The 22,142-nt window shown below is 60.9% G+C and carries 20 protein-coding genes; 13 read left to right on the top strand and 7 right to left on the bottom strand.

Annotated elements, in window-relative coordinates; genetic code table 11:
* Position 1: 1 nt before the first annotated feature.
* Positions 2-1,402 (top strand): TetR/AcrR family transcriptional regulator, encoded by a 1,401-nt coding sequence (locus KJP28_RS18335; protein ID WP_255552475.1) that lies wholly within the window; start codon positions 2-4, stop codon positions 1,400-1,402.
* Here KJP28_RS18335 and KJP28_RS18330 read toward each other — a convergent pair.
* From KJP28_RS18330 to KJP28_RS18305, 6 genes are read right to left on the bottom strand one after another with little or no spacing between them, the layout of a single operon-like run.
* Positions 1,384-1,785 (bottom strand): PaaI family thioesterase, encoded by a 402-nt coding sequence (locus KJP28_RS18330; RefSeq protein ID WP_204114568.1) that lies wholly within the window; start codon positions 1,783-1,785, stop codon positions 1,384-1,386. The genes KJP28_RS18335 and KJP28_RS18330 overlap by 19 nt on opposite strands.
* Positions 1,785-2,267, bottom strand: coding sequence for a PaaI family thioesterase (locus KJP28_RS18325; protein ID WP_204114567.1), 483 nt, complete (start codon positions 2,265-2,267; stop codon positions 1,785-1,787). The genes KJP28_RS18330 and KJP28_RS18325 overlap by 1 nt, the downstream gene beginning before the upstream one ends.
* Before the next feature lie 12 nt (positions 2,268-2,279).
* Positions 2,280-3,083, bottom strand: a complete 804-nt coding sequence (locus KJP28_RS18320) for an enoyl-CoA hydratase-related protein (protein ID WP_204114566.1) — start codon at positions 3,081-3,083, stop codon at positions 2,280-2,282.
* A complete protein-coding gene (locus KJP28_RS18315; protein ID WP_057796873.1) occupies positions 3,076-3,930 on the bottom strand; it encodes an SDR family NAD(P)-dependent oxidoreductase in 855 nt (284 codons plus the stop codon). Before KJP28_RS18315 ends, KJP28_RS18320 begins: the two co-directional genes overlap by 8 nt.
* A 9-nt stretch (positions 3,931-3,939) precedes the next feature.
* Complete coding sequence (locus tag KJP28_RS18310) at positions 3,940-5,139, bottom strand: acyl-CoA dehydrogenase family protein (protein ID WP_204114565.1); 1,200 nt, start codon at positions 5,137-5,139, stop codon at positions 3,940-3,942.
* Positions 5,140-5,152: 13 nt separating this feature from the next.
* Positions 5,153-6,367 carry an acyl-CoA dehydrogenase family protein gene (locus KJP28_RS18305; RefSeq protein WP_204114564.1) on the bottom strand — a complete coding sequence of 405 codons (1,215 nt, stop codon included), beginning with the start codon at positions 6,365-6,367 and terminating at the stop codon, positions 5,153-5,155.
* A 134-nt stretch (positions 6,368-6,501) separates the two neighbouring features.
* On the opposite strand from KJP28_RS18305, the gene KJP28_RS18300 reads away from it, so the two are divergent.
* The 5 genes from KJP28_RS18300 to KJP28_RS18280 are packed head-to-tail and all read left to right on the top strand — an operon-like array spanning position 6,502 to position 12,703.
* Positions 6,502-7,287 carry an enoyl-CoA hydratase-related protein gene (locus KJP28_RS18300; RefSeq protein ID WP_204114563.1) on the top strand — a complete coding sequence of 262 codons (786 nt, stop codon included), beginning with the start codon at positions 6,502-6,504 and terminating at the stop codon, positions 7,285-7,287.
* Between the two features lie 21 nt (positions 7,288-7,308).
* The gene (locus KJP28_RS18295; RefSeq protein ID WP_043753627.1) at positions 7,309-9,108 is read left to right on the top strand and encodes an acyclic terpene utilization AtuA family protein; all 1,800 of its coding nucleotides are present in this window, start codon (positions 7,309-7,311) and stop codon (positions 9,106-9,108) included.
* A 12-nt stretch (positions 9,109-9,120) separates the two neighbouring features.
* Complete coding sequence (locus KJP28_RS18290; RefSeq protein WP_043753624.1) at positions 9,121-10,590, top strand: acetyl-CoA carboxylase biotin carboxylase subunit; 1,470 nt, start codon at positions 9,121-9,123, stop codon at positions 10,588-10,590.
* Entirely contained in the window at positions 10,590-11,093 is a 504-nt protein-coding gene (locus tag KJP28_RS18285) for an acyl-CoA carboxylase biotin carboxyl carrier protein subunit (protein ID WP_233145717.1), read from the top strand. Before KJP28_RS18290 ends, KJP28_RS18285 begins: the two co-directional genes overlap by 1 nt.
* A gap of 2 nt (positions 11,094-11,095) precedes the next feature.
* Entirely contained in the window at positions 11,096-12,703 is a 1,608-nt protein-coding gene (locus KJP28_RS18280) for an acyl-CoA carboxylase subunit beta (RefSeq protein WP_138424259.1), read from the top strand.
* A gap of 111 nt (positions 12,704-12,814) precedes the next feature.
* Here the strand turns inward: KJP28_RS18280 and KJP28_RS18275 are convergent, their stop codons facing one another.
* Positions 12,815-13,426 (bottom strand): acyltransferase, encoded by a 612-nt coding sequence (locus tag KJP28_RS18275; protein ID WP_204114562.1) that lies wholly within the window; start codon positions 13,424-13,426, stop codon positions 12,815-12,817.
* A gap of 253 nt (positions 13,427-13,679) precedes the next feature.
* Between KJP28_RS18275 and KJP28_RS18270 the strand changes: the two genes are divergently transcribed.
* From KJP28_RS18270 to KJP28_RS18240, 7 genes are all read left to right on the top strand, one after another.
* On the top strand, positions 13,680-14,864 hold the full coding sequence (locus tag KJP28_RS18270; protein WP_204114561.1) for a lipid-transfer protein: 1,185 nt from the start codon (positions 13,680-13,682) through the stop codon (positions 14,862-14,864).
* Positions 14,865-14,888: 24 nt separating this feature from the next.
* On the top strand, positions 14,889-15,719 hold the full coding sequence (locus KJP28_RS18265) for an SDR family NAD(P)-dependent oxidoreductase (protein WP_204114560.1): 831 nt from the start codon (positions 14,889-14,891) through the stop codon (positions 15,717-15,719).
* A gap of 179 nt (positions 15,720-15,898) precedes the next feature.
* Positions 15,899-16,528, top strand: a complete 630-nt coding sequence (locus tag KJP28_RS18260; protein ID WP_057817049.1) for a TetR/AcrR family transcriptional regulator — start codon at positions 15,899-15,901, stop codon at positions 16,526-16,528.
* A 4-nt stretch (positions 16,529-16,532) separates the two neighbouring features.
* Positions 16,533-18,131: an acyl-CoA carboxylase subunit beta gene (locus KJP28_RS18255; protein WP_204114559.1), complete on the top strand. Its 1,599-nt coding sequence runs from the start codon at positions 16,533-16,535 to the stop codon at positions 18,129-18,131.
* Between the two features lie 9 nt (positions 18,132-18,140).
* On the top strand, positions 18,141-18,935 hold the full coding sequence (locus tag KJP28_RS18250; protein WP_138424255.1) for a crotonase/enoyl-CoA hydratase family protein: 795 nt from the start codon (positions 18,141-18,143) through the stop codon (positions 18,933-18,935).
* Positions 18,920-20,935 (top strand): acetyl/propionyl/methylcrotonyl-CoA carboxylase subunit alpha, encoded by a 2,016-nt coding sequence (locus KJP28_RS18245; protein ID WP_204114558.1) that lies wholly within the window; start codon positions 18,920-18,922, stop codon positions 20,933-20,935. The genes KJP28_RS18250 and KJP28_RS18245 overlap by 16 nt, the downstream gene beginning before the upstream one ends.
* Complete coding sequence (locus tag KJP28_RS18240) at positions 20,932-22,098, top strand: acyl-CoA dehydrogenase family protein (protein ID WP_036540250.1); 1,167 nt, start codon at positions 20,932-20,934, stop codon at positions 22,096-22,098. Before KJP28_RS18245 ends, KJP28_RS18240 begins: the two co-directional genes overlap by 4 nt.
* The last annotated feature ends 44 nt before the right edge of the window (positions 22,099-22,142 follow it).

Here is a 22,142-nt window from a genome sequence, read left to right as displayed (position 1 = left end):
AATGGACAGCCTCATCTACGACAAGTATCGACACTGGATGGCACGACAGATTGAAGATACCAGGATAGTGAATGACGATCTAAGCAAGTCGGAGAGGACCCGCGAAGCCATACTCGCTGTGGCCGCGCGACTTTTTCGGTATGAAGGCTATCACGCAACGACTATGCGCGACATCGCGCAGGAAGCTGGCATTGAGGCCGGCAGCATTTATTATCATTTTCAATCCAAGGACCAGATTCTGAGCGAAGTTCTCGATCTTGGCGTCCGTCAACTATATCAGGCGGTCAGTGAAATTGTTCGGTCGGCACCGACAAGTTCGGAGGATTTTCGCAAGACTTTCGGACTGCTGATTGAAACACATCTGACCTATCTCTTGACCGACAGCGACTTCACGTCAGCCAATATTCGGAACTATCCGATGTTGTCGGACGAAACACGCGCCCCGCATCGCGAATTGCGTGCATCATATGCAGGGGCCTGGGGCAAATTCCTGAATGACGCCAAACGCGCCGGCCACCTTCGAAGCGACATATCCACTGCTGTGATCCGCCAGTTCATCCTGAGTGCCATGAACTGGACCGTAGAATGGTACGATGTCGACAAGTATCCGGTGCGCATCCTCGCGGAACGAATGAGTAAGCTGATACTTGACGGAATGTGTCCACATCGCAAGGCGGGTACCGAAGGCTTGAAGCTGTGCCCCGCCACTCCCGCCAAAACCCCGGATCCCGACAGCAAGGCGGCTAAGACCCGTGCAGAAATTCTAAAGGCCGCAGCGCGCGTTCTGAGGGACAATGGCTACAAGGCGACCACGCTGAGAAAGATCGCGGAAGAAGCGGACATGAAAGCGGGCAGCGTCTATTACCATTTCAACTCCAAAGAAGCGATCGTTGACGAAGTTCTAAACGCCGGACTGAGGGACTTGCTATCAGGTGTCGAAGCCGCCGTTCGGAAATTCGATGCCCCGTACGATCATCACGCCAAGATAGCGACTGCAATCTGGGCGCACCTGGATTTCCTCTTCAAGGCAAGTGAATTCACCTCGGCGAATATCAGAAGCTATGGAATGCTCCCCAATCATTTCAGGGAGAGGCACAGGGGTATTCGCCATGAGTATGGAAAACTCTGGGATCGGATACTCCGTGAAGCTCAGGACGACGGTGCCATACGGTCGGATATCAAGATCGTCCCCTTGCGCCAGGTGATGTTGGGTGCCTTAAACTGGACGGTGGAATGGTTCGACCCGAACAAGGCAGGAGTGGAAGGATATCTATCACTGCCTGAATTCTCCAGCATGCTCATCTATCTGTTACTGGAAGGCATTTGTAACCGGGAAGCGGCCCCGTCCACAGGACAAGGTAGCCCTGAAAGCGGTTGCCCCGGTCAGACCAGAAGGAAGTGATACAGCCCTTCGGCAACCGCCTTTTCCCGATCCGTCTGCCAGCTGAGCACGCTGACGCTTGCCATCCGCTTGCCTTTGCGCGTGACGTTAGCGCGCGCAAAAAGCGGTCCCTTCACACCGGGTCTGAGGTAATCGACGGTCAGGTTGATCGGCTTGGCCGGAACGTCGGCGAAATCGGGCTGTACCGCGATGGCGGCAGTGGCCTCCATAAAACTCGCGATTATGCCGCCATGGTAGTACTCCATGATCGGGTTACCGATATGGGGGTCATCAAAGGTCATCTCCGCCTCAGCATGGAGACTGTCTAGACTTCTGACCTCAAAGTTGAGAAATCGGAAGAACGGCACCCGGGAAACATTGGCATTGACAGTTTGCACGTCCATCACGAGGTTTTTCCTTTTGTCATTGCGTCAAACAGGCTGGTTTCGCCGCGCGTCAATGCAAACGAGGCGGTTCCCCTGGCTATTTCAGCATCCTCATGGCCCGCGAACCAGACGCTGCCGGAATTGAAGGCGATGTGGCGGGTCTTGCGAAAACAATGCGCTTGAACGATGACATCCGCGCGCGAACGGGCCGGGCGCAGGTAATCAACTCTGAGGTCAAGAGTGGCCATGGTACTGACGCCTTCGATGGCAACAAAGTTCGCCAGTCCAAAGACACTGTCCAGAAGTGCCGTCAGGATACCACCGTGGAGCAGCGATTGTTCCGCATCGACGCAAAAGTCCGGATTGAACGGCATCCGAACCCGAACACGTTCGGTCGAGACCTCTTCGATCTCAAGCGCCATATGCGTTATCAGACCCTTGCCGCGCGCATTCCACATCTGCGCGATTTGCTCCATCTTCTTTTGGGTGATGTCTGACATGCGATCTTTCCTTTAACGCCCCGTGAAATTGGGTTTTCGTTTTTCGACGAACGCAGCAACCGCCTCGTGGTGGTCTTCGGTCTGATGCATGAGCGCCTGATAGGCCGCCGCGGAATTCAGAAAATCCGGCAGGTCCATCCGTTCGGCATTGCGCATCAGACGCTTGGCGACCCGCACCGCGCGCGGCGGTTTCGCGGCGATGACAGCGGCCCGTTCGCGGGCCCGTTCCATCAATTTTTCATGAGGCACAAGTTCAAGCACCATACCAAGCTCCAGCGCTTCCTTGGCCTCGACCATGCGCCCTGAGAAGGTCAGATCGGCGGCCTTCTGGTGGCCCAGACGACGCAACAGGAACCAGCTGCCCGCATCGCCCGGAATGATTCCGAGATTCAGAAACACTTCGCCGAACCTTGCTTTTTCCGACGCGATGCGCATGTCGCACATCATGGTCAGGTCGCACCCCGCGCCCACCGCCGGGCCGTTGACTGCGGCGATGGTCGGAATATCCATGTTGTAGAGCGCAAGCGGCAGCCGCTGCACCCCATCAACATAGCTCTGCGCCGCCGCCAGCGGCTCCTTGCGGAACACGCTGTCGGGATCGTTCATTTCCTTGATGTCGCCGCCGGCACAAAAGGCCGGGTCGGCGCCGGTCAGGATCATCACGCTGACCTGAGGATCGGCCTGCACCTTGGCGAAGGTCTCCAGAAGGGCAGCGATCATGTCGTTTCCGGTGACCGGGTTGCGCCGCTCGGGATCGTTCAGCGTAACCGTGGCGATCCTGCCGGAAATCTCCAGAAGGACTGGGTGTTTACTCATTCTTGCCATCTCCCCGTTCGCGTTTCTCGAACATCGCGGGGTTGATCATGTCCCGCGCGTCATGACCCATATGCAAGGTCTCACCGCCGTCTACATAAATGTCTTCTCCGGTGATGAAACCGCCAAGTTTCGAGGCCAGGAAAATGATCGTGCCTGCGATGTCCTCGGCCGCCCCCATCCGGTTTAGCACCGAGCGGTTCAGCTTTTTCCACTGTTCCGGCGGAATCGGATAGCGGCCAAGCGCATCGGTCTTGATCGTGCCCGGCGCGACACAGTTCAGCCGGATGCCGTACTCGCCCCATTCGGCGGCCAGCGTTTTCATCATGCCCGTTACACCGGCGCGGGCGGCGACGGTGTGTGTAAAGCCGGTAAGCGCGGTGCGCGCCGAGATGGCGGTGACAAACACAACCGATCCACCATTGTCGTACATGAAGTGATCCGCCGCTGCCCGGGTCATCTGCCAAGACCCGATCAGGTTGTTGCGGATCACGGCTTCGAAGCCCTTGTTGGTGATATCGCGGGCGGCCGCGATATACTGGCCGCCGGCATTGTTCACCAAAACATCCAACTGCCCATAGTGGTCCTTGATCCGCCCCATCGCAGCTTCGATACTGTCTTCGTCGCGGGTGTCTCCGGGCACGACAAAGGCCTCGCCCCCCGCCGCCCGGATCATTTCGGCGGTCTCTTCCAGCGGCTCTTCGCGGCGCGCGAACAGCGCAAGCCTGGCCCCGCAAGCGGCCATTTCGATCGCCGTCGCCCGGCCCATTCCAGATCCGGACCCCGTGACCAGGGCAACCTGGCCCGCCATGAGATCCGACGCGTAACGCCTTGATTTCGCTTCGCTCATGTTCCGCCCCTAATTCTTCAGCAATTCGCCAGAAATGATGAGTTTGCGAACCTCCTGGGTGCCTGCGCCGACCTCAAGCACGCGACCGGTCCGGTACAGCCGGTTCACTTCTGTATCACGCATGTAACCCGAGCCGCCGTGAATCTGGACAGCTTTGTCCAGCACGAAGGATGTCGCCTCAGCGGCCTTGTAGATCGCCGCAGCGGTGAGCTTGTGGATTTCGCCGCGCCCGCCTTCGCCCTCTTCGAGGCCTTCACACATGGCAGCGGTGCGCAAGGACAGGCTCCGCGCGGCCTCGATCTGCGTATACATGTCGGCCAGCATCGCCTGAACCATCTGAAAACTGGCGATCGGTTTGCCGAATTGCTGGCGTGTCTTGGCGTAGTCGATGGAAATATCCAGCGCCCGCTGCGCAATGCCCAGAGCGTTGAAACAGACGATGGCACGTTCCAGATCAAGTCCGGACATGGTAACGGCAACCCCGCCATCCAGCTTGCCGACCATGTTTCTGGCCGGAACACGGCAATCTTCGAATACCAGTTCGCCCGTCGGCGAGCCGCGGAATCCCATCTTGTTGAGCTTCTGCGCCACCTTGAAACCGGGCGTGTCGGTTTCCACGATAAAGGCGGAAATGCCCTTGGCCCCTTTTTCGGGCGATGTCTTGGCATAGACCAGCACCAGATCGGCAATCGGCCCATTGGTGATGTAGATCTTGGCGCCGTTCAGGATGTAGTCGTCGGCATCCTTTTTGGCCGTGGTCCGCATCGAGCCAAGCGCATCAGACCCCGCGCCGGGTTCGGTCAGACCCAGGGCGCCGATCAGCGTTCCGTTGCACAGACCTGGCAGGTATTTTCGGCGCAGATCGTCATTGGCGTTGCGATAGATGTTGTTGACGCACAAATTGTCATGCGCCACATGAGTCAGCCCAATCGCGGCAGAGGCCCGCGACAGCTGTTCGGTGATGATGCAGGCCGAGGTGAAATCCAAACCAGCGCCGCCGAATTCCGGCGGCACGTTCAGTCCCAGATAGCCCATTTCGCCCAGCTTGGGGAAAACCGAAGACGGCAGGTCATCAGTATCGTCCATTTCCGCATTCAGATGGTGGAATTCGGACATGAAGAACTTGCCGGCCTGATCGGCCAGGGCCTGCTGTTCGTCCGTCATGAAATGTGTTGGCAGAGCGGTGTCGTTGCGCAGTTGCTTGTTCATTGTCTCGTCCCCCTCAGGCGCGCAAAAGTTCTTCGGCAATGATGATCTTGCGGACTTCGCTTGTTCCCGCGCCGATCTCCAACAATTTGTTGGCGCGGAACAGCCGGTTGATCTCGGTGTCCTGCATGTAGCCAGAGCCACCATGAATATGACAGGCTTCGGTCACCGCCTTGTTGAATGCCTCGCCTGCGTAAAGACAGGCCGCCGCGGTCAGTTTGTGGATTTCGCCACGGCCCCCGGCCCCTTTTGGTAGGCCCGTACAGGCGGCCAGTGCCCGATAACCGAATGCGCGCGCGGTTTCGACCTCGGTGTAGATCTCGGCCAGTTTCGACTGCATCATCTGGAAACTTGCAATCGGTTTGCCGAATTGTTCGCGAATCTTGGCGTATTCCAGCCCTAGTTCCAGGGCGCGTTCGGCCATGCCAACGCAGACTGAGGCAACCATAGCACGCTCCAGATCCAACCCGCTCATTACCACCGAAACGCCGGTGTTTTCCGGTCCAACCATGGCGGATGCGGGTACGCGGCAATCCTCAAACACCAGTTCTCCGGTTGGCGAGCCGCGAAAGCCCATTTTGTCAAGCTTTTGCGCCACCTTGAAACCGGGATTGTCCGTCTCGATGATGAAAGCAGAAATGCCCTTGGCGCCCTTCGACTTGTCGGTTTTGGCATAAAGCAGGATCACATCGGCAATGGGGCCGTTGGTGATGTAAATCTTCGAGCCGTTGATGACATAATCATCACCGTCGCGGCGGGCAGTGGTGGCCATGGATCCGAGCGCATCGGATCCCGCACCCGGTTCGGTCAGGCCCAAAGCACCGACGAGCTCGCCCGAGCAAAGGCCCGGCACGTATTTCTTCACCTGCTCTTCGGAGCCGTTGCGCAGCAGGTTATTCAGGCACAGGTTGTCATGCGCCCCGTGCGAGAGGCCCACAGCCGGGTTCCACTTCGAAATCACCTCGGACACCAGCGCCTGGGTGAACTCGTTCTGCCCCGATCCGCCCAGCTCCTCCGGCGCGGTAATCCCCAGCAGGCCCAGCTCGCCCATCTGCTTGAACAGATCATCGGGCCACCATTCCTCGTCATCCATGCGCGCCTGCAGCGGGTGCAGCACCTCGCGCGATACCCGATCCACGTGATCGACGATCTGGCTTTGCTCATCAGTCAAAGAATAGTTCGCCCTGATGGCTTCCAGATCAGCCGCGATAGCCTCACTTTGAGTGGTCATATCATCCTCCCGAAAAATGTCGTCCGCAGTGTTGACCAAAATCAAACATATGTTAGAAAATAGATCAAGCCAAGCTTTTGACGACCTGACGTAAGAAAGCGCGGTGTCCTGAATACAGGGGGGGAGCTTCGGAAATGACTGAGAGCGTTGTTCAATCGCAGGCGCTCGGCAAAGAAGTGCGTATCACGATTCGACGTCCTGACAATCGAAATGCCCTCAACCGTGAGGTCGCAGACGGGATCATGGCCGCCATATGTGCTGCCGAGACGGACAGCGATTGCCGCGTGATCGTTCTGACCGGCGAGGGCGAGCGCGCCTTCTGTGCCGGGGGCGACATCAAGGCGGGGGCGGATGGCGGCCCGTTTGTTCAGGATCCGGCGGACCCGGATCATTTTGCCGGAAGGTTGTTCGAGACGATACAGGCGTGCCGAAAGCCAACGATCGCGCGCATCAATGGCGTCGCGATGGGGGCGGGAGCGGGCATCATCTGTGCCTGCGATCTGGCTGTGATGGCGGATCATGCCCGCATCGGAACGCCGGAAGTGAAGGTAGGTCTGTTTCCCATGACGATCGTGCCACCCATGATGCGCGTGCTGCCCCGGCGGAGGCTGATGGAGATGTTCATCACCGGCGTTCCTCTGACGGCCGAGGAAGCCCTGCAGTTCAATCTGGTCAACTATGTGACCGATGCCGCGGGGCTGGACGACAAGGTTGCAGAACTGGTTGCCCAGATCGCCGCGCAGTCGCCGAGCGCGATCCGGCTGGGAAAATACGCCTGTCACGCGATGGAGGACATGACCTATCCGCAGCAGATGCGGTTTGCAGAAACACTGTTACCGCGTGTGGCGCAGACCGAAGACGCGCGCGAAGGCTTTGATGCCTTTATTGAGAAGCGCAAACCCGAATGGACGGGCCGCTGATCAAACGGGGAGGAGAGGAATATGTCGGAACGAAAGCTGCGCATCGGATGCGCGTCGGGCTTCTGGGGCGATACGCCGGAAGCGATCGGTCAACTGGTCTCAAAGGGCGAGATCGACTATCTGGTGTTTGACTATCTGGCAGAGGTGACAATGTCGCTGATGGCGCGGGCCCGCGCCAAAGCGCCCGAGTCGGGCTATGCGCCGGACTTCGTCAAGGCGCTGGCACCCTGGTTGTCGGATATCAAGGCAAAAGGGATCAAGGTCGTTGCCAATGCAGGGGGCGTGAACCCGCGTGGCTGCAGCGATGCGCTTGCCAAAGCCGCCGCCCAGGCCGGGATCGATCTGTCCATCGGAGTCGTGCTAGGCGATGACCTGTTGCCTAGGGCCGATGAAATTCGCAAAAACGGTCAGACGGAAATGTTCTCGGGTGTCGCATTTCCAGATGATATCTGGAGCATGAATGCCTATCTGGGTGCCCGCCCCATCGCTGCCGCGCTGGATGCCGGGGCCGACATCGTGATCACCGGACGCTGCGCCGACAGCGCGGTCGCGCTTGGTCCCCTGATGCATGAATACGGTTGGGGCGACGATGACTGGGACAAGCTCAGCCAGGGATCGCTGGCCGGCCACCTGATCGAATGCGGCCCCCAGGGAACCGGCGGCAACTTCACCGACTGGCAGGACGTGCCGGGTTGGGACAATATGGGCATGCCCATCGTCGAGGTGTCCGAAGACGGCAGTTTCATCATGACCAAGACGCCTGACACCGGCGGGCTGGTCGTGCCCGGGTCAGTCGGAGAGCAGATGCTCTATGAAATCGGGGACCCGCGCGCCTACCTGTTGCCCGACGTGATCTGCGACTGGTCCGGGGTCACCCTGGAACAGGTCGGACCCGACCGGGTGCTGGTCAAGGGCGGCAGGGGGCTTGGGCGCACCGACAGCTACAAGGTGTCGGCGACCCATGCCGATGGCTGGCGCGCGGTCTCTACCCTGACACTGGCCGCGATTGACGCACCCGCCAAGGCCGAACGTGTGGCCGAGGCGATCCTGACCCGCTGTCGCCGGATTTTCCGCGACCGCAACATGGGAGATTTCCGGCAGGTCAGCGTCGAGGTGCTGGGGGCCGAGGCGGCCTATGGCGCAAATGCGCGCGCCCGGACCCGCGAGGTGGTGCTCAAGATCGGCGCGGTCCATGACGATCGCGCCGCGCTGAACATCTTTGCCGGCGAAATCGCACCGATGGCGATTTCGACCGCGCAGGGTCTGACCGGGTTCTTCGCCGGACGGCCAAAGGTGCAGCCGGTGGTCCGTCTATTTTCCTTCCTTCAGAGCAAGGCCGAGACCCCCGTCGCGGTCGAGGTCGACGGCAAGGATGTGCCCGTGAGCGTGGCCGCCACGCCAGTCCACCTTGATCCGCCTGCCGCACCGCCCGCAGATAGCCGCGAGCCCGGTCCGGACGTTGTCAAGGTCCGCCTCGTCGATCTGGCCTGGGGCCGCTCGGGCGACAAGGGGGACATCGCCAATATCGGCATCCTCGCGCGCAAGCCGGACTACCTGCCATATATCCGCTCGGCTCTCAGCGAAGAGGTGGTGAAGGACTATTTCGCCCATGTCTGCGACGGCAGGGTAGAACGGTTCGACCTGCCCGGAAGCCATTCGCTGAATTTCCTGCTGCATGACTCGCTGGGCGGGGGGGGCATCGCTTCGGTCCGCATAGACCCGCAGGGCAAAGGGTTCGCGCAGATGCTGCTTGATATCGAAATTCCCGTGCCAGCCGATCTGGCCGCACGTGACGGACTGAATGCCGCGGCCCGGAACTAAGAGGACGACACCATGACCATTTCGAAACTCCTGGTCGCCAATCGGGGCGAGATCGCGGCGCGCGTGTTGCGCACCGCTAAGGCCCGCGGGCTTGCGACTGCCGTGTTGCGTCATGTCGCCGAGCAAGAGGGGCCGGCGCATCTGATTGCAGATGAGGTCGTGATGATCGACGGCCCGACGCCCGTGGCCGCCTATCTCGATATTCCTCAGATCGTCGAAGCCGCCAAAGGGATCGGCGCGGACGCGGTTCATCCCGGCTATGGCTTTCTGTCAGAGAATGCCGGTTTTGTCGCGGCGCTGGAAAAAGCCGGAGTGACCTTTGTCGGCCCGACGTCCGAGGTCATCGACCTGATGGGGGACAAGGTCCGCGCCCGCGCCTTCGTCGAGGAACGCGGGTTTCCCGTCGCCCCCTCGGCCATCGAGGATGATGATCCGGCGAGCTTTGTCGAACGCGCCCGCGCCGTTGGCTATCCGCTGCTCATCAAGCCCTCGGCCGGCGGTGGCGGCAAGGGCATGCGCGTCGTACGCGAGGACAGCACGCTGGAGACCGAAATCGAAACCGCGCGCCGCGAAGGCGAACGATATTTCGGCGACGGGCGGCTTTTCGTCGAACGCTATATCGAACGCCCGCGCCATATCGAGGTGCAGGTGATGGGCGACGGACAGGGCAACGTGGTCCATTTCTGGGAACGTGAATGTTCGATCCAGCGCCGGTTCCAGAAGATTATCGAGGAAACGCCGTCACCGGCGCTGACCCCCGAGCAACGGGATGAGATCTGCGAGACCGCTGCCGGAATTGCCCGCGCCGTCAAATACCGCGGGGCAGGGACTGTCGAATTCATCTATGCACAGGATGGGGCCTTTTATTTCCTGGAAATGAACACCCGCCTTCAGGTCGAACATCCGGTGACCGAGATGGTAACCGGCTTTGATCTGGTTGCCGAGCAGCTGCGTGTCGCGGCGGGCGACGGGCTGAGCGCCGTGCAGGCGGATATTCCCCAAACCGGACACTCGATCGAACTGCGCATCTGTGCCGAGGATGCGACCGCCGATTTTCGCCCCGCGATCGGCAATATCCTGCTGCTGGACGAACCCCAGGGCGAGGGGATCCGCGTAGACAGCGGCATTCTGGATGGCGGCAAGGTAACGACCGACTTCGACCCGATGTTGTCCAAGCTGATCGTGCATGGCCCGGATCGCGCGCAGGCCATCGCCCGTGCCCGGAGCGCGGTGCAAAGCTATGTGATTCTCGGGGTAACGACCAACACTGGTTACCTGGATGCAATCCTTGCACATCCGGATTTCGCCTCTGGTGACGTTTCAACTGGCTTCCTGGCTGAACAATCCGAAACGCTGACCGCGCCGGGCGAAGATGTCTCTGACTTGCTGATGGCGGCGGCGGCCCTATCGGACGAGCGCCTGGTGAGTGACGTAATGCAGATACCGGAAATGTACCGCAAGATGGGTGGGTGGAGAAACTGATGCAACGGATTTTTCAGATGGACGGAGAAGAGACTGATTGCTGGCTGGGTCATGATGGCAGCCGGTTCGTGCTCAATACCCCCACTGGCGCTGTTGCCTGCCAATTGGACCCGACGGGTCTGCCGGGCGGTTACAAGCTGAGGGCCAAGGGTGTTGTGCGCGAATTGCGACTGGCCGTGGGGCCGGAAGCAACTTTTGTGCACATGGACGGGCGAACCTACGAAGTCGGGCGGGTTGATCCCGCCGAACGCCTGGCCGGAAGCGACGGTGGCGCGAGCGACGACCGATTGGTGGCGCCCATGCCGGGTGTCGTGGTGTCGGTTGCGGTTAAACCCGGCGATGCGGTTGAAGAAGGCCAGCCGCTTCTGGTGATCGAAAGCATGAAGTTGGAAACCACACTGACGGCCCCGCGCGACGGGGTCGTTGCCGAAATGCCATTCGCCGAAGGCGACAGTTTTGGTCTGAAAGACATCCTGGCCCAATTGGCCCCGGAGGAGGAGTGACAATGCGCAGGATTGAAAGTCTGATCGACACCAATGCCGCCGACTACAAGGCAAACTATGCCGCCATGTCTGAACGGCTGAAGGAATTCCACGCCCGCCAGCACGCGGCGCGTTTCGAACGCCCGCAACGCGATATCGACCGCCTTGCCCGCCAGAACAAACTGGGCGTGCGCGAGCGGTTGAAACTGCTGCTGGACCCCGGCACTCCGTTTTTGGAGTTTTCCACACTTGCCGCCTGTCGCGAATACGATGGAACCGTGCCTGGCGCCGCTGTGGTGACGGGCATCGGTATTGTGCAGGGTCGCGAGGTCGCCATCCACGCCAACGACGCTAGCGTCAAGGGCGGGGCTTGGTATCCACATACGGTCAAAAAGGTCGTGCGTCTTCTGGATGTCGCGCTGGAAAACCGCCTGCCGGTCATCCATATCTGTGACAGCGCGGGCGGTTTCCTGCCGCTGCAGCACGGGGTGTTTCCCGACCGGTATCTGGGCGGGCGGGTGTTCCGCAACCAGGTCAAGCTGAGCCAGGCCAATATCCCGCAGATTGCCGTGGTCGGCGGTCACTGCACGGCTGGCGGCGCCTATGTGCCGACGCTGAGCGACTACAACATCATCATCGAAGGCACAGGGGCGATTTTCCTTGGCGGTCCCCCGCTGGTCAAGGCGGCTACCGGCGAAGAGGTCGGTGTTCAGGAGCTTGGCGGCGCGGTCATGCACACCTCGGTATCGGGCACCGGCGACTATCGCGCCGCGACCGAAAAACACGCCTTTTCACTGGCCCGCGAGATTGTCGGCCAGTGGAAGCGCACGCCGAAAACGATCATCGAAACCGCGGCCTATGAAGAGCCTTACTATGACCCCAAAGAACTCTACGGGATCATTCCAAAAGACCGGAAAACCCAGTTCGACATGCGCGAGGTTCTGGCCCGGATCGTGGACGGCTCACGCTTTCACGAATACCAGCCGGACTATGGCACCACGATGGTGTGCGGCTTTGCCCATATCTGGGGTTACAAGGTCGGCATCCTTGCCAACAACGGGGTGCTGTTCAACGACAGTTCGCTCAAGGCAGCGCATTTCATGCAGTTGTGCAACCAGAACCGCACGCCTCTGGTCTTTTTCCAGAACATCACCGGCTATATGGTGGGCCGCGAATACGAAGAACGAGGCATCGCCAAGGATGGCGCCAAGATGCTGATGGCGCAGGGCGGCTCGGTCGTGCCGAAGTTCACAGTAATCGCCAATGCGTCTTACGGGGCCGGCAACTACGGGATGTGCGGACGGGCCTGGGACGCGCGCACGCTGTTCATGTGGCCCCAGGCCGAGATCGGCGTGATGGGGGCGGATCAGGCCGCAAATACCATGGCGGACGTCAAGATTCGGCAGCTTCAGCGCGAAGGCAAAGAGCTGACCGAAGAAGAAATCGCCGCGATCCGCGAACCGGTGCTGGAAAAATACAAGCGCGATGTCGAGGCTTATACCTCGACCTCGGAATTGTGGGACGACGGCATCCTCGACCCGGCGGACACACGCAACGCGCTTGGCATGTCGATTTCTGCCTCGCTCAATGCACCGATCGACGATCCGCACTACGGGATCTTCCGTCTGTAAAGGCTTGAGGGACGGCACACCGGGTCGGGGGGTGCCGTTCCGCGTCAAGGCGCTTGCATCTGGCGCTTTCGGAATCTGAAGTAGTCCTGACCGGTCCGGTTCCCGGACAGGTCAGGACGATGTCCGCCGCGCCTCCTGAATGGAGACGACGTCAGAGGCCGCCATGCCGGGCCGGTCTGCCTCGACCGCCTTCAGCGGCTCGACCGGCCTCAATCCGGCCAGACAATCGCGCGCAAGTTGCTGGTATTCCGCGGTGCCGCGCGTTTTCCACGCGATTTCTTTCTCGCTGACCTCGCGGATCACCTTTGCCGGCGATCCCACCACCATCGAACGCGCCGGAATCACGGTTTCGCCACGCACAAACGCCTGCGCGCCGACAATCGATTCCGCCCCAAGCTCTACACCATCCATAATGACGGAATTCATTCCGACCAGAGCGTTCCGGCCCACTGTGCAACCGTGCAGGATCGCGCCATGGCCGATGTGGCCGTCGCTTTCCACCACGGCGTCGCGGCCGGGAAAGGAATGGATGATGCAATTGTCCTGAACATTGGCTCCATCCCCGATCACGATCCTGCCGAAATCGCCCCGCAAGCTTGCTCCGGGGCCGATGTAGCATCCATGACCCAAGATGACATTTCCGATCAGAACGGCCTGGGGGTGGACATATGTATCCTCGGGCACGACGGGTATAAAACCCTTGAACTCATAACAGTATGCCATTCCGACCACCTTTCGTAAGCTGAGTGCTAAACGCTTGTCAGCGGTTGCGCCGGGACCAGAATCCCTCAATTGTGCCGCCGATCAGGGCGTGTGGCCCGAAAACAAACACAAGTTAGAAAATAGCGCAAGCTCCCTACGTCACAGCTTGGCGATATTGACACTTCCCAAGGTTGGGATTTAAAATCTAACAAATGGTAGAAAATAGGCTGGCGGACCGATTAGGGTGGCCTGACCGAACTAGGGAGAGAGAGAAATGACAGACAAAGCCTATGTTGCAGGCGTTGGGATGGTCCCGTTCCAGAAGCCGGGAAAATCCGAAAGCTACGATGTGATGGCGACCGCTGCGACCCGGTCCGCTCTGGCAGACGCGGGGTTGGATTATGATAAAGTCCAACAGGCCTATGTGGGCTATGTCTATGGCGACAGCACCTGCGGTCAGCGCGCCTTGTACCATGTCGGAATGACAGGCATCCCGGTTCTGAATGTGAACAACAACTGCTCGACCGGATCGTCCGCCCTGTTCCTGGCCAGGCAGGCAGTTGAAAGCGGCGCGGTCGAATGTGCTCTGGCACTTGGGTTCGAACAGATGCAGCCTGGCGCAATCGGTGCGATGTTCCATGACCGGGTCAGCCCGTTTGCGGCATTCGACAATGAAACCGACGAACTGGTTGGCAGTGCCGAGATCCCGCTGGCGCTGCGGTACTTCGGCGGTGCCGGCAAGGCGCATATGGACGAGTTCGGCACCCCCCTAGAAACCTTCGCAAAAATCCGCGCCAAGGCCAGCCGACATGCTGCGAAGAATCCGGTTGCCCTGTTCCGGCAGAAGGTGACGGCGGAAGACGTCATGGCCGCCCAGGTCGTCTGGCCCGGCGTCATGACCAAGCTCATGGCCTGTCCGCCAACCTGTGGCGCGGCCGCCGCGATCATTTGTTCCAAGGAATTCGCCGACAAGCACGGACTGGACAGTTCGGTTCGGATCGCGGCGCAGGCCATGACGACCGACGGCCCGGAAACTTTCGAAGCCCATGACATGCGCGAAGTGGTCGGCTTTTCGATGGCCAAGCGCGCCGCCGATCAGGTTTACGAGGACGCGGGCATCGGGCCCGAGGACGTGGATGTGGTCGAACTGCACGACTGTTTCGCCCACAACGAGCTTATCACCTATGAGGCGCTTGGCCTTTGCGGTCGCGGCGAAGCGGCGAAATTCGTTGATGATGGCGACAACACCTACGGCGGAAAATACGTGACCAACCCGTCGGGCGGTCTTTTGTCCAAAGGCCATCCGCTTGGGGCGACCGGCCTAGCGCAATGTACCGAGCTCGTTCAGCAGCTTCGCGGCCAGGCAGATGCGCGCCAGGTTGATGGCGCACGTCTGGCGCTTCAGCACAATCTGGGCCTCGGCGGGGCCTGCGTCACCACGCTTTATGAAAAAGCCTGATAGCGCCTTTCGGGAGGAATCAATATGACTGGAAAACTCGACGGGCGCGTGGCGCTGGTCTCGGGCTCGGGCCGGGGCATTGGCCGCGAAATCGCTCTCAAACTGGCCTCGGAAGGGGCCCGGCTGGTGATCAACGATCTGGACGCCGGTCCGGCCAATGAAACCGCCGAGGCGGTGCGCGCAATGGGAGCTGAGGCCGTGGTCTGTGCCGGCAGCGTTACCGAAGTCGGTTTTGCCGAACGGTTCATCAAGACCGGCGTGGACAGCTTTGGCGGGTTAGACATCATCGTGAACAACGCAGGCTACACTTGGGATAGCGTCGTTCAGAAGATGTCCGACGAACAGTGGCAGGCGATCATCGACGTCCACCTGACGGCACCTTTCAAGATCCTGCGCGCTGCCCAGCCGGTGATCAGCGCCAAGGCCAAGGAAGAGGCCGCCGCCGGGCAAGAGGTGTTCCGCAAGGTAGTCAACATCTCGTCCATCGCAGGGACCGGCGGCAATGCTGGCCAGATCAACTATTCCGCCGCTAAGGCCGGTATCCTAGGGGTCACCCGGACGATGGCCAAGGAATGGGGCCGCTATAAGGTCAACGTCAACGCCGTCGCCTTCGGCCCGATTCGCACCCGCTTGACCGAAGGCAGCGCGGATGGCGACAGCACGATCAAGGTCGAAGAAAAAGAGATCAAGGTCGGCGTGAATCCCGATCTCCTGTCCCAGATGGAGCGCATGATCCCGCTGGGCCGGGTCGGCACTCCGGAAGAAGCTGCCGGTGCCGTCTATCTGTTCTGTGCGCCGGAATCGAACTTCATTTCAGGCCAGCACGTCATCTGCGGTGGCGGTTTCGTGATCTAAGGCAGTTGCCCGGACCCGATGACGTGGTCCGGGCAAGCACATTAATGTCTGGGCGGCCTCTTGGCGGTCGCCAATGCGGAATTTTCCGCAAACTCTAGTCTGGCACGATCACGACGATTGACTCACTTGAGTTATTAACCTAACAGGCGTTAGTTAGGCGTTGGGGGATACGAAAGTCTATGGCACAAAACACGGCAATCAAAGTCAACGAGACATCGCGCAGCGCGGTTGGACGGGACGGGGTGCTGGACATTGCCGCGCGGCTTTTCCGCGAACAAGGCTACGGGTCCGTTTCGCTCCGAAAAATTGCCGAGGCCGCCGGGATCAAGGCGGGTAGCATATACTATCATTTCGGTTCCAAGGACGAGATCGTCGCGGCCGTTCTTGATGCAGGGATTCGAGTCGTTCACGCGAGCATGAGAGACGCCATCACCGACCTGCGGGCCGATACCGACGGCGAAACGGTACTGCGCGCCGCGATCCGGGCGCATCTGCGCGCACTTCTTGATGTGAGCGATTATACATCGGCGAATGTGCGTATTTTCGGGCAGGTGCCGCAATCCGTCCGGGATGCCAACTTGCCTACGCGAAGGGCCTATGAGGCAGAGTGGGACAGTCTTCTGTCCCAGCTTAAGAAAGACGGCACGCTGAAGCAAGACGTCGATATCCGTCGCCTGCGCCTGATGCTGATCGGTACATTGAACGCCACGCTCGATTGGTTCGACCCGGACCGCGGTAGCGCCGATGCGTTGTCACGCACCTATGCCGATGTGTTCCTCAACGGGATACTCCAAAGACAGGATACCTGACTTCATGGCACGTCTTGAAACAGCGGTGCTGACCGCATCAGAGACCTACACCCGCAACCACGCCGCACTAAGCGAGCGCGTCGAAACGCTGCGCGCGCGGATCGCCGAAGCAACGGCTGGCGGCCGCCCCGATATGGTCGCGCGGCATCGCAAGCGCAGCAAGCTGTTGGTCCGCGAACGGATCGACCTGCTGGTGGATCCGGGCACTGCGTTTCTTGAGCTGTCGTCGCTTGCCGCCTACGGTCAATACGGGGGCGAGGTGCCCGGTGCGGGGATCGTGACCGGTATCGGGATCGTCCACGGGCTGCCCTGCGTTGTGATCGCCAACGATGCGACAGTGAAGGGTGGGTCTTTCTATCACGAAACCGTGCAGAAACACATCCGCGCCCAGGAAATCGCAGCCGAGAACCGGCTGCCCTGCCTCTATCTGGTGGATTGCGGCGGTGCCTATCTGCCAGAGCAGGACCGGGTTTTCCCCGATGCCCGCCATTTCGGCAATTCCTTTTATCGTCAAACCAACATGTCCGCGAGCGGCCTGCCGCAGATCTCGGCGGTCTTTGGAGGCTGCACGGCCGGTGGGGCCTATATCCCGGCCCTGTCGGACGAAGTCATCATGGTACGCGGCAACGCACGCATCCATCTGGGCGGCCCCTCGATCGTCAAGGTGGCGATCAACGAAGAGGTTGATGGAGAAACATTGGGGGGGGCCGAGATGCATTCGCGCTTCTCCGGTGTGTCTGACCATCTGGCCGAGGACGAGTATCATGCGCTTGCTCTGATGCGCGACATCGTATCCGAACTGGGCCTGTCGCGCCCGATGGGTCCCGATGCAACCTGCGCGCCGCCGGCGCGCAACCCAGAGGAACTGCTTGGCGTCATCAGCGCCGATCGCAAACAGCCCTATGACATGCGCGAGGTTCTGCTGCGCATGATCGACGCCGGCGAATTCCGCGAATTCAAGCCCGGATGGGGTGAGACGCTGGTCTGCGGCACCGCGCGGATTCACGGCTATCGAGTGGGCATTCTCGCAAATAATGGGGCGCTTGTGTCCGACAGTTCGCTCAAGGGCGCGCAATTCGTGTCGATGTGCGATCAACGCAACATCCCGCTTTTGTTCCTCCACAACATCTCGGGCTTCATGGTCGGCACCGAAGCCGAGCGCGGCGGCATTGCCAAAGACAGCGCCAAGCTGGTCTATGCCATGTCGGTTGCCAAGGTGCCGCGCCTGTCGGTCCTCTTGGGCGGCTCATACGGGGCAGGCAACTACGGCATGTGCGGACGTGGTTTCGCCCCGAATTTTCTCTTCGCCTGGCCCACGGCGGAACTGGCCACCATGTCTGCCGACATCGCCACAAATGTGATGCTGGAACTGCGCCGCCAGAAAGGGGGCGACCCGGGCAAGATGGAGGCCGACATGAAGCTAATCGAGGAGCAGGTTCGGGCCCAGTACGGTGAACAGTCCGATCCCTATTATGCCACCTCGCGGCTTTGGGATGACGGGCTGATCGAACCCGCGCAAACCCGCGATATCCTTGGCCTGTGTCTGGCCATCGTGACATCGGTGCCCGAAGCCGGTCGCCATACGCCTGTATTCAGAATGTGAGGCTTCAAGTTGACCAATACCTACAACACGATCCTTATCGAAACCGATGCGCGTGGCGTCGCCAGGCTGACGCTCAACCGCCCCGACAAACACAATGCGCTGAATGGCGAATTGATCGCAGAGCTATACGATGCCGCCGAAAAGCTGGCTGCAGATGACGATGTGCGTATTGTGGTCCTGACCGGCGCGGGCAAGAGCTTCTGCGCGGGCGGCGATTTCAACTGGTTCGCCTCTAATGTCGAGAAAACCCGTAGTGAAAGGGTCGCACAAAGCGCCACGCTGGCGCGGCTGTTGCGCCGCCTTGACACGCTGCCCAAGCCCTTGATCGGGCGGATCAACGGCCCGGCCTACGGTGGCGGTGTCGGCATGATCTCCGTCTGCGACTACACCATCGGCGCCGAAGGCGCGCGCTTCGGTCTGACCGAGGTCAAACTGGGCCTTCTGCCCGCGAATATATCGCCTTATGTGGTGGCCCGCATCGGCAAGGTGCATTCGCGTGAAACCATGCTGTCGGGGGCGTTGTTCGACACGGCCCGCGCCGAGCGGATCGGTCTGTTGACCGAGGTTGTCGCGCCGGGCGACTTGGACGCCACGGTGAACCGGGTGGTGCATGATCACCTTCAGGCCGCGCCGGGTGCCGTGGCCGATACCAAGGCGCTGATCGCCTATGTCGCGTCCCACGATCTGGAGACCAACATGATCTACACCGCCGACCGGCTGGCCGATGCGTGGGAGACGGAGGAAGGTATCGAAGGCATCAACAGCTTCATCAACAAGGGCGTTCCGTCATGGCGGGTGAAATGAGCTTCACCCGCGTTCTGATCGCCAACCGGGGCGAGATTGCCCGGCGCATCCAGCGCGGGTGCCGCAAACTGGGGCTGGAAAGCGTAGCGGTGTTTTCGGACGCGGACCGCGACGCGCCCTTCGTGGCCGAGGCCGATCATGCCGTCTGCATCGGTGGGGCCGCCCCGTCAGACAGTTATTTGAACGTCGAGGCCATCCTTGAGGCCGCGCGGGCGACGGGCGCGGGTGCGGTGCACCCGGGATATGGTTTTCTGTCTGAGAATGCCGGTTTCGCGGCGGCGGTCGAGGCGGCGGGCCTTGTGTTCATCGGGCCGGAACCCGACGCTATCGCGCGGATGGGCTCCAAGATCGAGGCCAAGGCTGCCGCCGAAGCCGCAGGCGTGCCCGTCCTGCCCGGCTATCGCGGCGAGGATCAGTCCGATGCGCGCCTGCTACAAGAGGCCGAGGCGCTTGGCACCCCCTTTCTGGTCAAGGCCAGCGCCGGCGGCGGCGGACGCGGGATGCGGCTTGTCTCCGATCTGGGCGACGCACCCGAAGCGATTGCATCTGCCCGGGCCGAAGCGCAGAGCGCCTTCGGCGATCCGGCGGTGTTCCTCGAACGCTATGCGCCCCGTGCCCGCCACGTCGAAGTGCAGGTTCTGGGCGACACTCACGGCACCGTGCTGCATCTGGGCGACCGCGATTGTTCGCTGCAACGCAACCACCAAAAGCTGATCGAAGAAGCCCCCGCCGCCGATCTTCCCGAGGCTGTGCGCGACCGCATGCGTGCGGCAGCGGTGCGGTTGGCGCAGGCGATCGGCTATCGCTCCGCCGGAACGGTGGAATACCTCTATGACCCCGGGCGCGGTGAATACTACTTTCTGGAAATGAATACCCGGTTGCAGGTGGAACACCCCGTGACCGAGGCGATCACCGGCATCGATCTGGTCGAATGGCAGTTGCGCATCGCGCGGGGCGAGCCGCTGGCGCTGACGCAAGGCGATGTGCAGTTTGACGGGCACGCCATTGAAATCCGCATCGCCGCCGAAAACCCGGCCGAGAATTTTCACCCCGAAACGGGCGAGATCACCCTTTGGGCGCCGCCTGCGGATGTGCGGCTGGACACTGGGGTAGAGTGCGGTTCGGTCGTCGGCCACCACTACGATTCCATGATTGCCAAGCTGATCGTCCACGCGCCGGATCGGACCGGGGCGATCCGCCGGGCGATCACCGCGATCGATGCTTTTGCCGTCGGCGGCGTCGGCCTGAACCTGGCCTATCAACGCGCGTTACTGGCACACCCGGATTTTGCGGCGTTCCGTCACCATACCTCGGGCCTGCCCGAGATGTTTCCAGGCGGCTGGACTGAACCGTCCGCTGATCCCCGGGACATGGCCTTTGCCGCGATGGCGCTGCATCTGCGTCTCGTGCCGGCGGGCGCGTCGCCCTGGGAAAGCCTAGGGTCATGGCGACTCACAGCCCCTGCGGGACAGTCCGGCGCGGCCTTCTATTGGGACACAACCAAAGACGAACCGATCCGCATGTACGGCTCCGGGTCGGGGTTGACTGCCATTCAACCGGACGGCCAGACCATCACGGTCGAGAGTGCCGTTTTAACAGGATGCCGTCTGAGCGGACGCATCGACGGGGTTCCGTTTTCGCGCATCGCTTACGTCGTGCGCGCGCCGAGTCACTGGCGAGTGCACCTGCAAACCCCTGCTGGAATGACCGCGACAGACCTGCGTACGCTGGAAGACCAGCATCTGCAACGTGCCACCGGCGGGTCTGGCGTCGCTGACCTGTTGTCCGCACCCATGCCCGGCGCCGTGGCCGAGGTGCGCGTCGCACTCGGCGACCGCGTCAAAGCCGGTGACACGCTGGTGGTGCTTGAGGCCATGAAGCTGTTGCAAAGCCTGCCCGCGCCGGTCGCGGGCGTGGTGACTGAAATCTATTGTGCACCCGGCGATACGGTCGCCGGGCACGCCCCACTTATCAAACTCGATCCAGAGGAAAACACATGACCAGACAAGACAGCATTACTCAGGTCACCGGCCCGTTCAACGAAGACCTCGAGATGATCCGCAACCAGTTGCGCCGGTTCATTGAAGCCGAGGTGACCGCCAAGGCCGAGCCTTGGGAGGAGGAGGGCAAGGTACCCCGCGACGTGCTGCGCCGGATGGGTGATCTCGGCGTGCTGGGGATGCGCTATGACGAACAGTATGGCGGCGCGGGGCTGGACGTGATGTCCAGCGTGGTTTTGGCCGAAGAGGTCGGGCGATCCACTTTCGGCGGGTTCTCGGCCACCGTTCTGGTCCACACCGACATGGCCTCGCCGCATCTGGAAAACGCCGGCACGCCCGAACAGAAGGCGCGCTGGATGCCGTCGATCGTCTCGGGCGAAATGATCACCGCCGTTGCTGTGACCGAACCGGGCGCGGGCTCGGACGTGGCGGGCATGCGCTCCCGCGCGGTGCGGGACGGGTCGGATTGGGTGCTGAACGGCACCAAGATGTTCATCACCAACGGCGTGCATGGCGATCTCTACTTTGTCGGTGCCAAGACCGATCCCGATGCCAAGGGGTCGCGCGGGATCACCATATTTGCGGTCGAAAAAGGCACGCCGGGCTTTTCGGTCGGACGGGCGTTGAACAAGACCGGCTGGCTGTGCTCGGACACTGCCGAACTGATCTTCGAAGATGTCCGTATCCCGGCCGAAAACGTCTTGGGCGAGGTCAACCGCGGTTTCTATTCGGTAATGAAGAACTTCCAGAACGAACGCATTGTGCTGGGTGCGATGGCCTGTGCCGAAGCGCAAACCGCGCTGGACATGACCGTGGATTATGTCAAGCAGCGCAGGGCCTTTGGCGGCGTTCTGTGGGACAAGCAGGCCGTGCGCCAACGGCTGGCCGACTGTCAGACGCGGATCGCTGCAGGACGTCAGCTGGTCTATCACGCCGCCGGTCTGGATGCCGCGGGCGGTGACTGCGTGAAAGAGGTCTCGATGGTCAAAGCCTATTGCGGCGAACTGGTGAACAGCGTGCTTTATGACTGCGTCCAGTTTCACGGCGGTATGGGTTATATGCGCGAAACACCGGTGGAACGCATGTCACGCGATGCCCGTGTGCAGGCCATCGGCGGCGGGGCGAGCGAAGTCATGTTGGAAGAAGTCGCCAAGCGCATGTGAGCTTACTATCCAAAAAATTAACAATCTACAGAAACAAGGACGAA

This window comes from Maritimibacter dapengensis (genome assembly GCF_019218265.1).
In the GTDB taxonomy this organism is placed as follows: Bacteria; Pseudomonadota; Alphaproteobacteria; order Rhodobacterales; family Rhodobacteraceae; genus Maritimibacter; species Maritimibacter dapengensis.
Note: the sequence above shows the minus strand (reverse complement) of the source record. Positions and strands in the feature narration are given on the sequence as shown.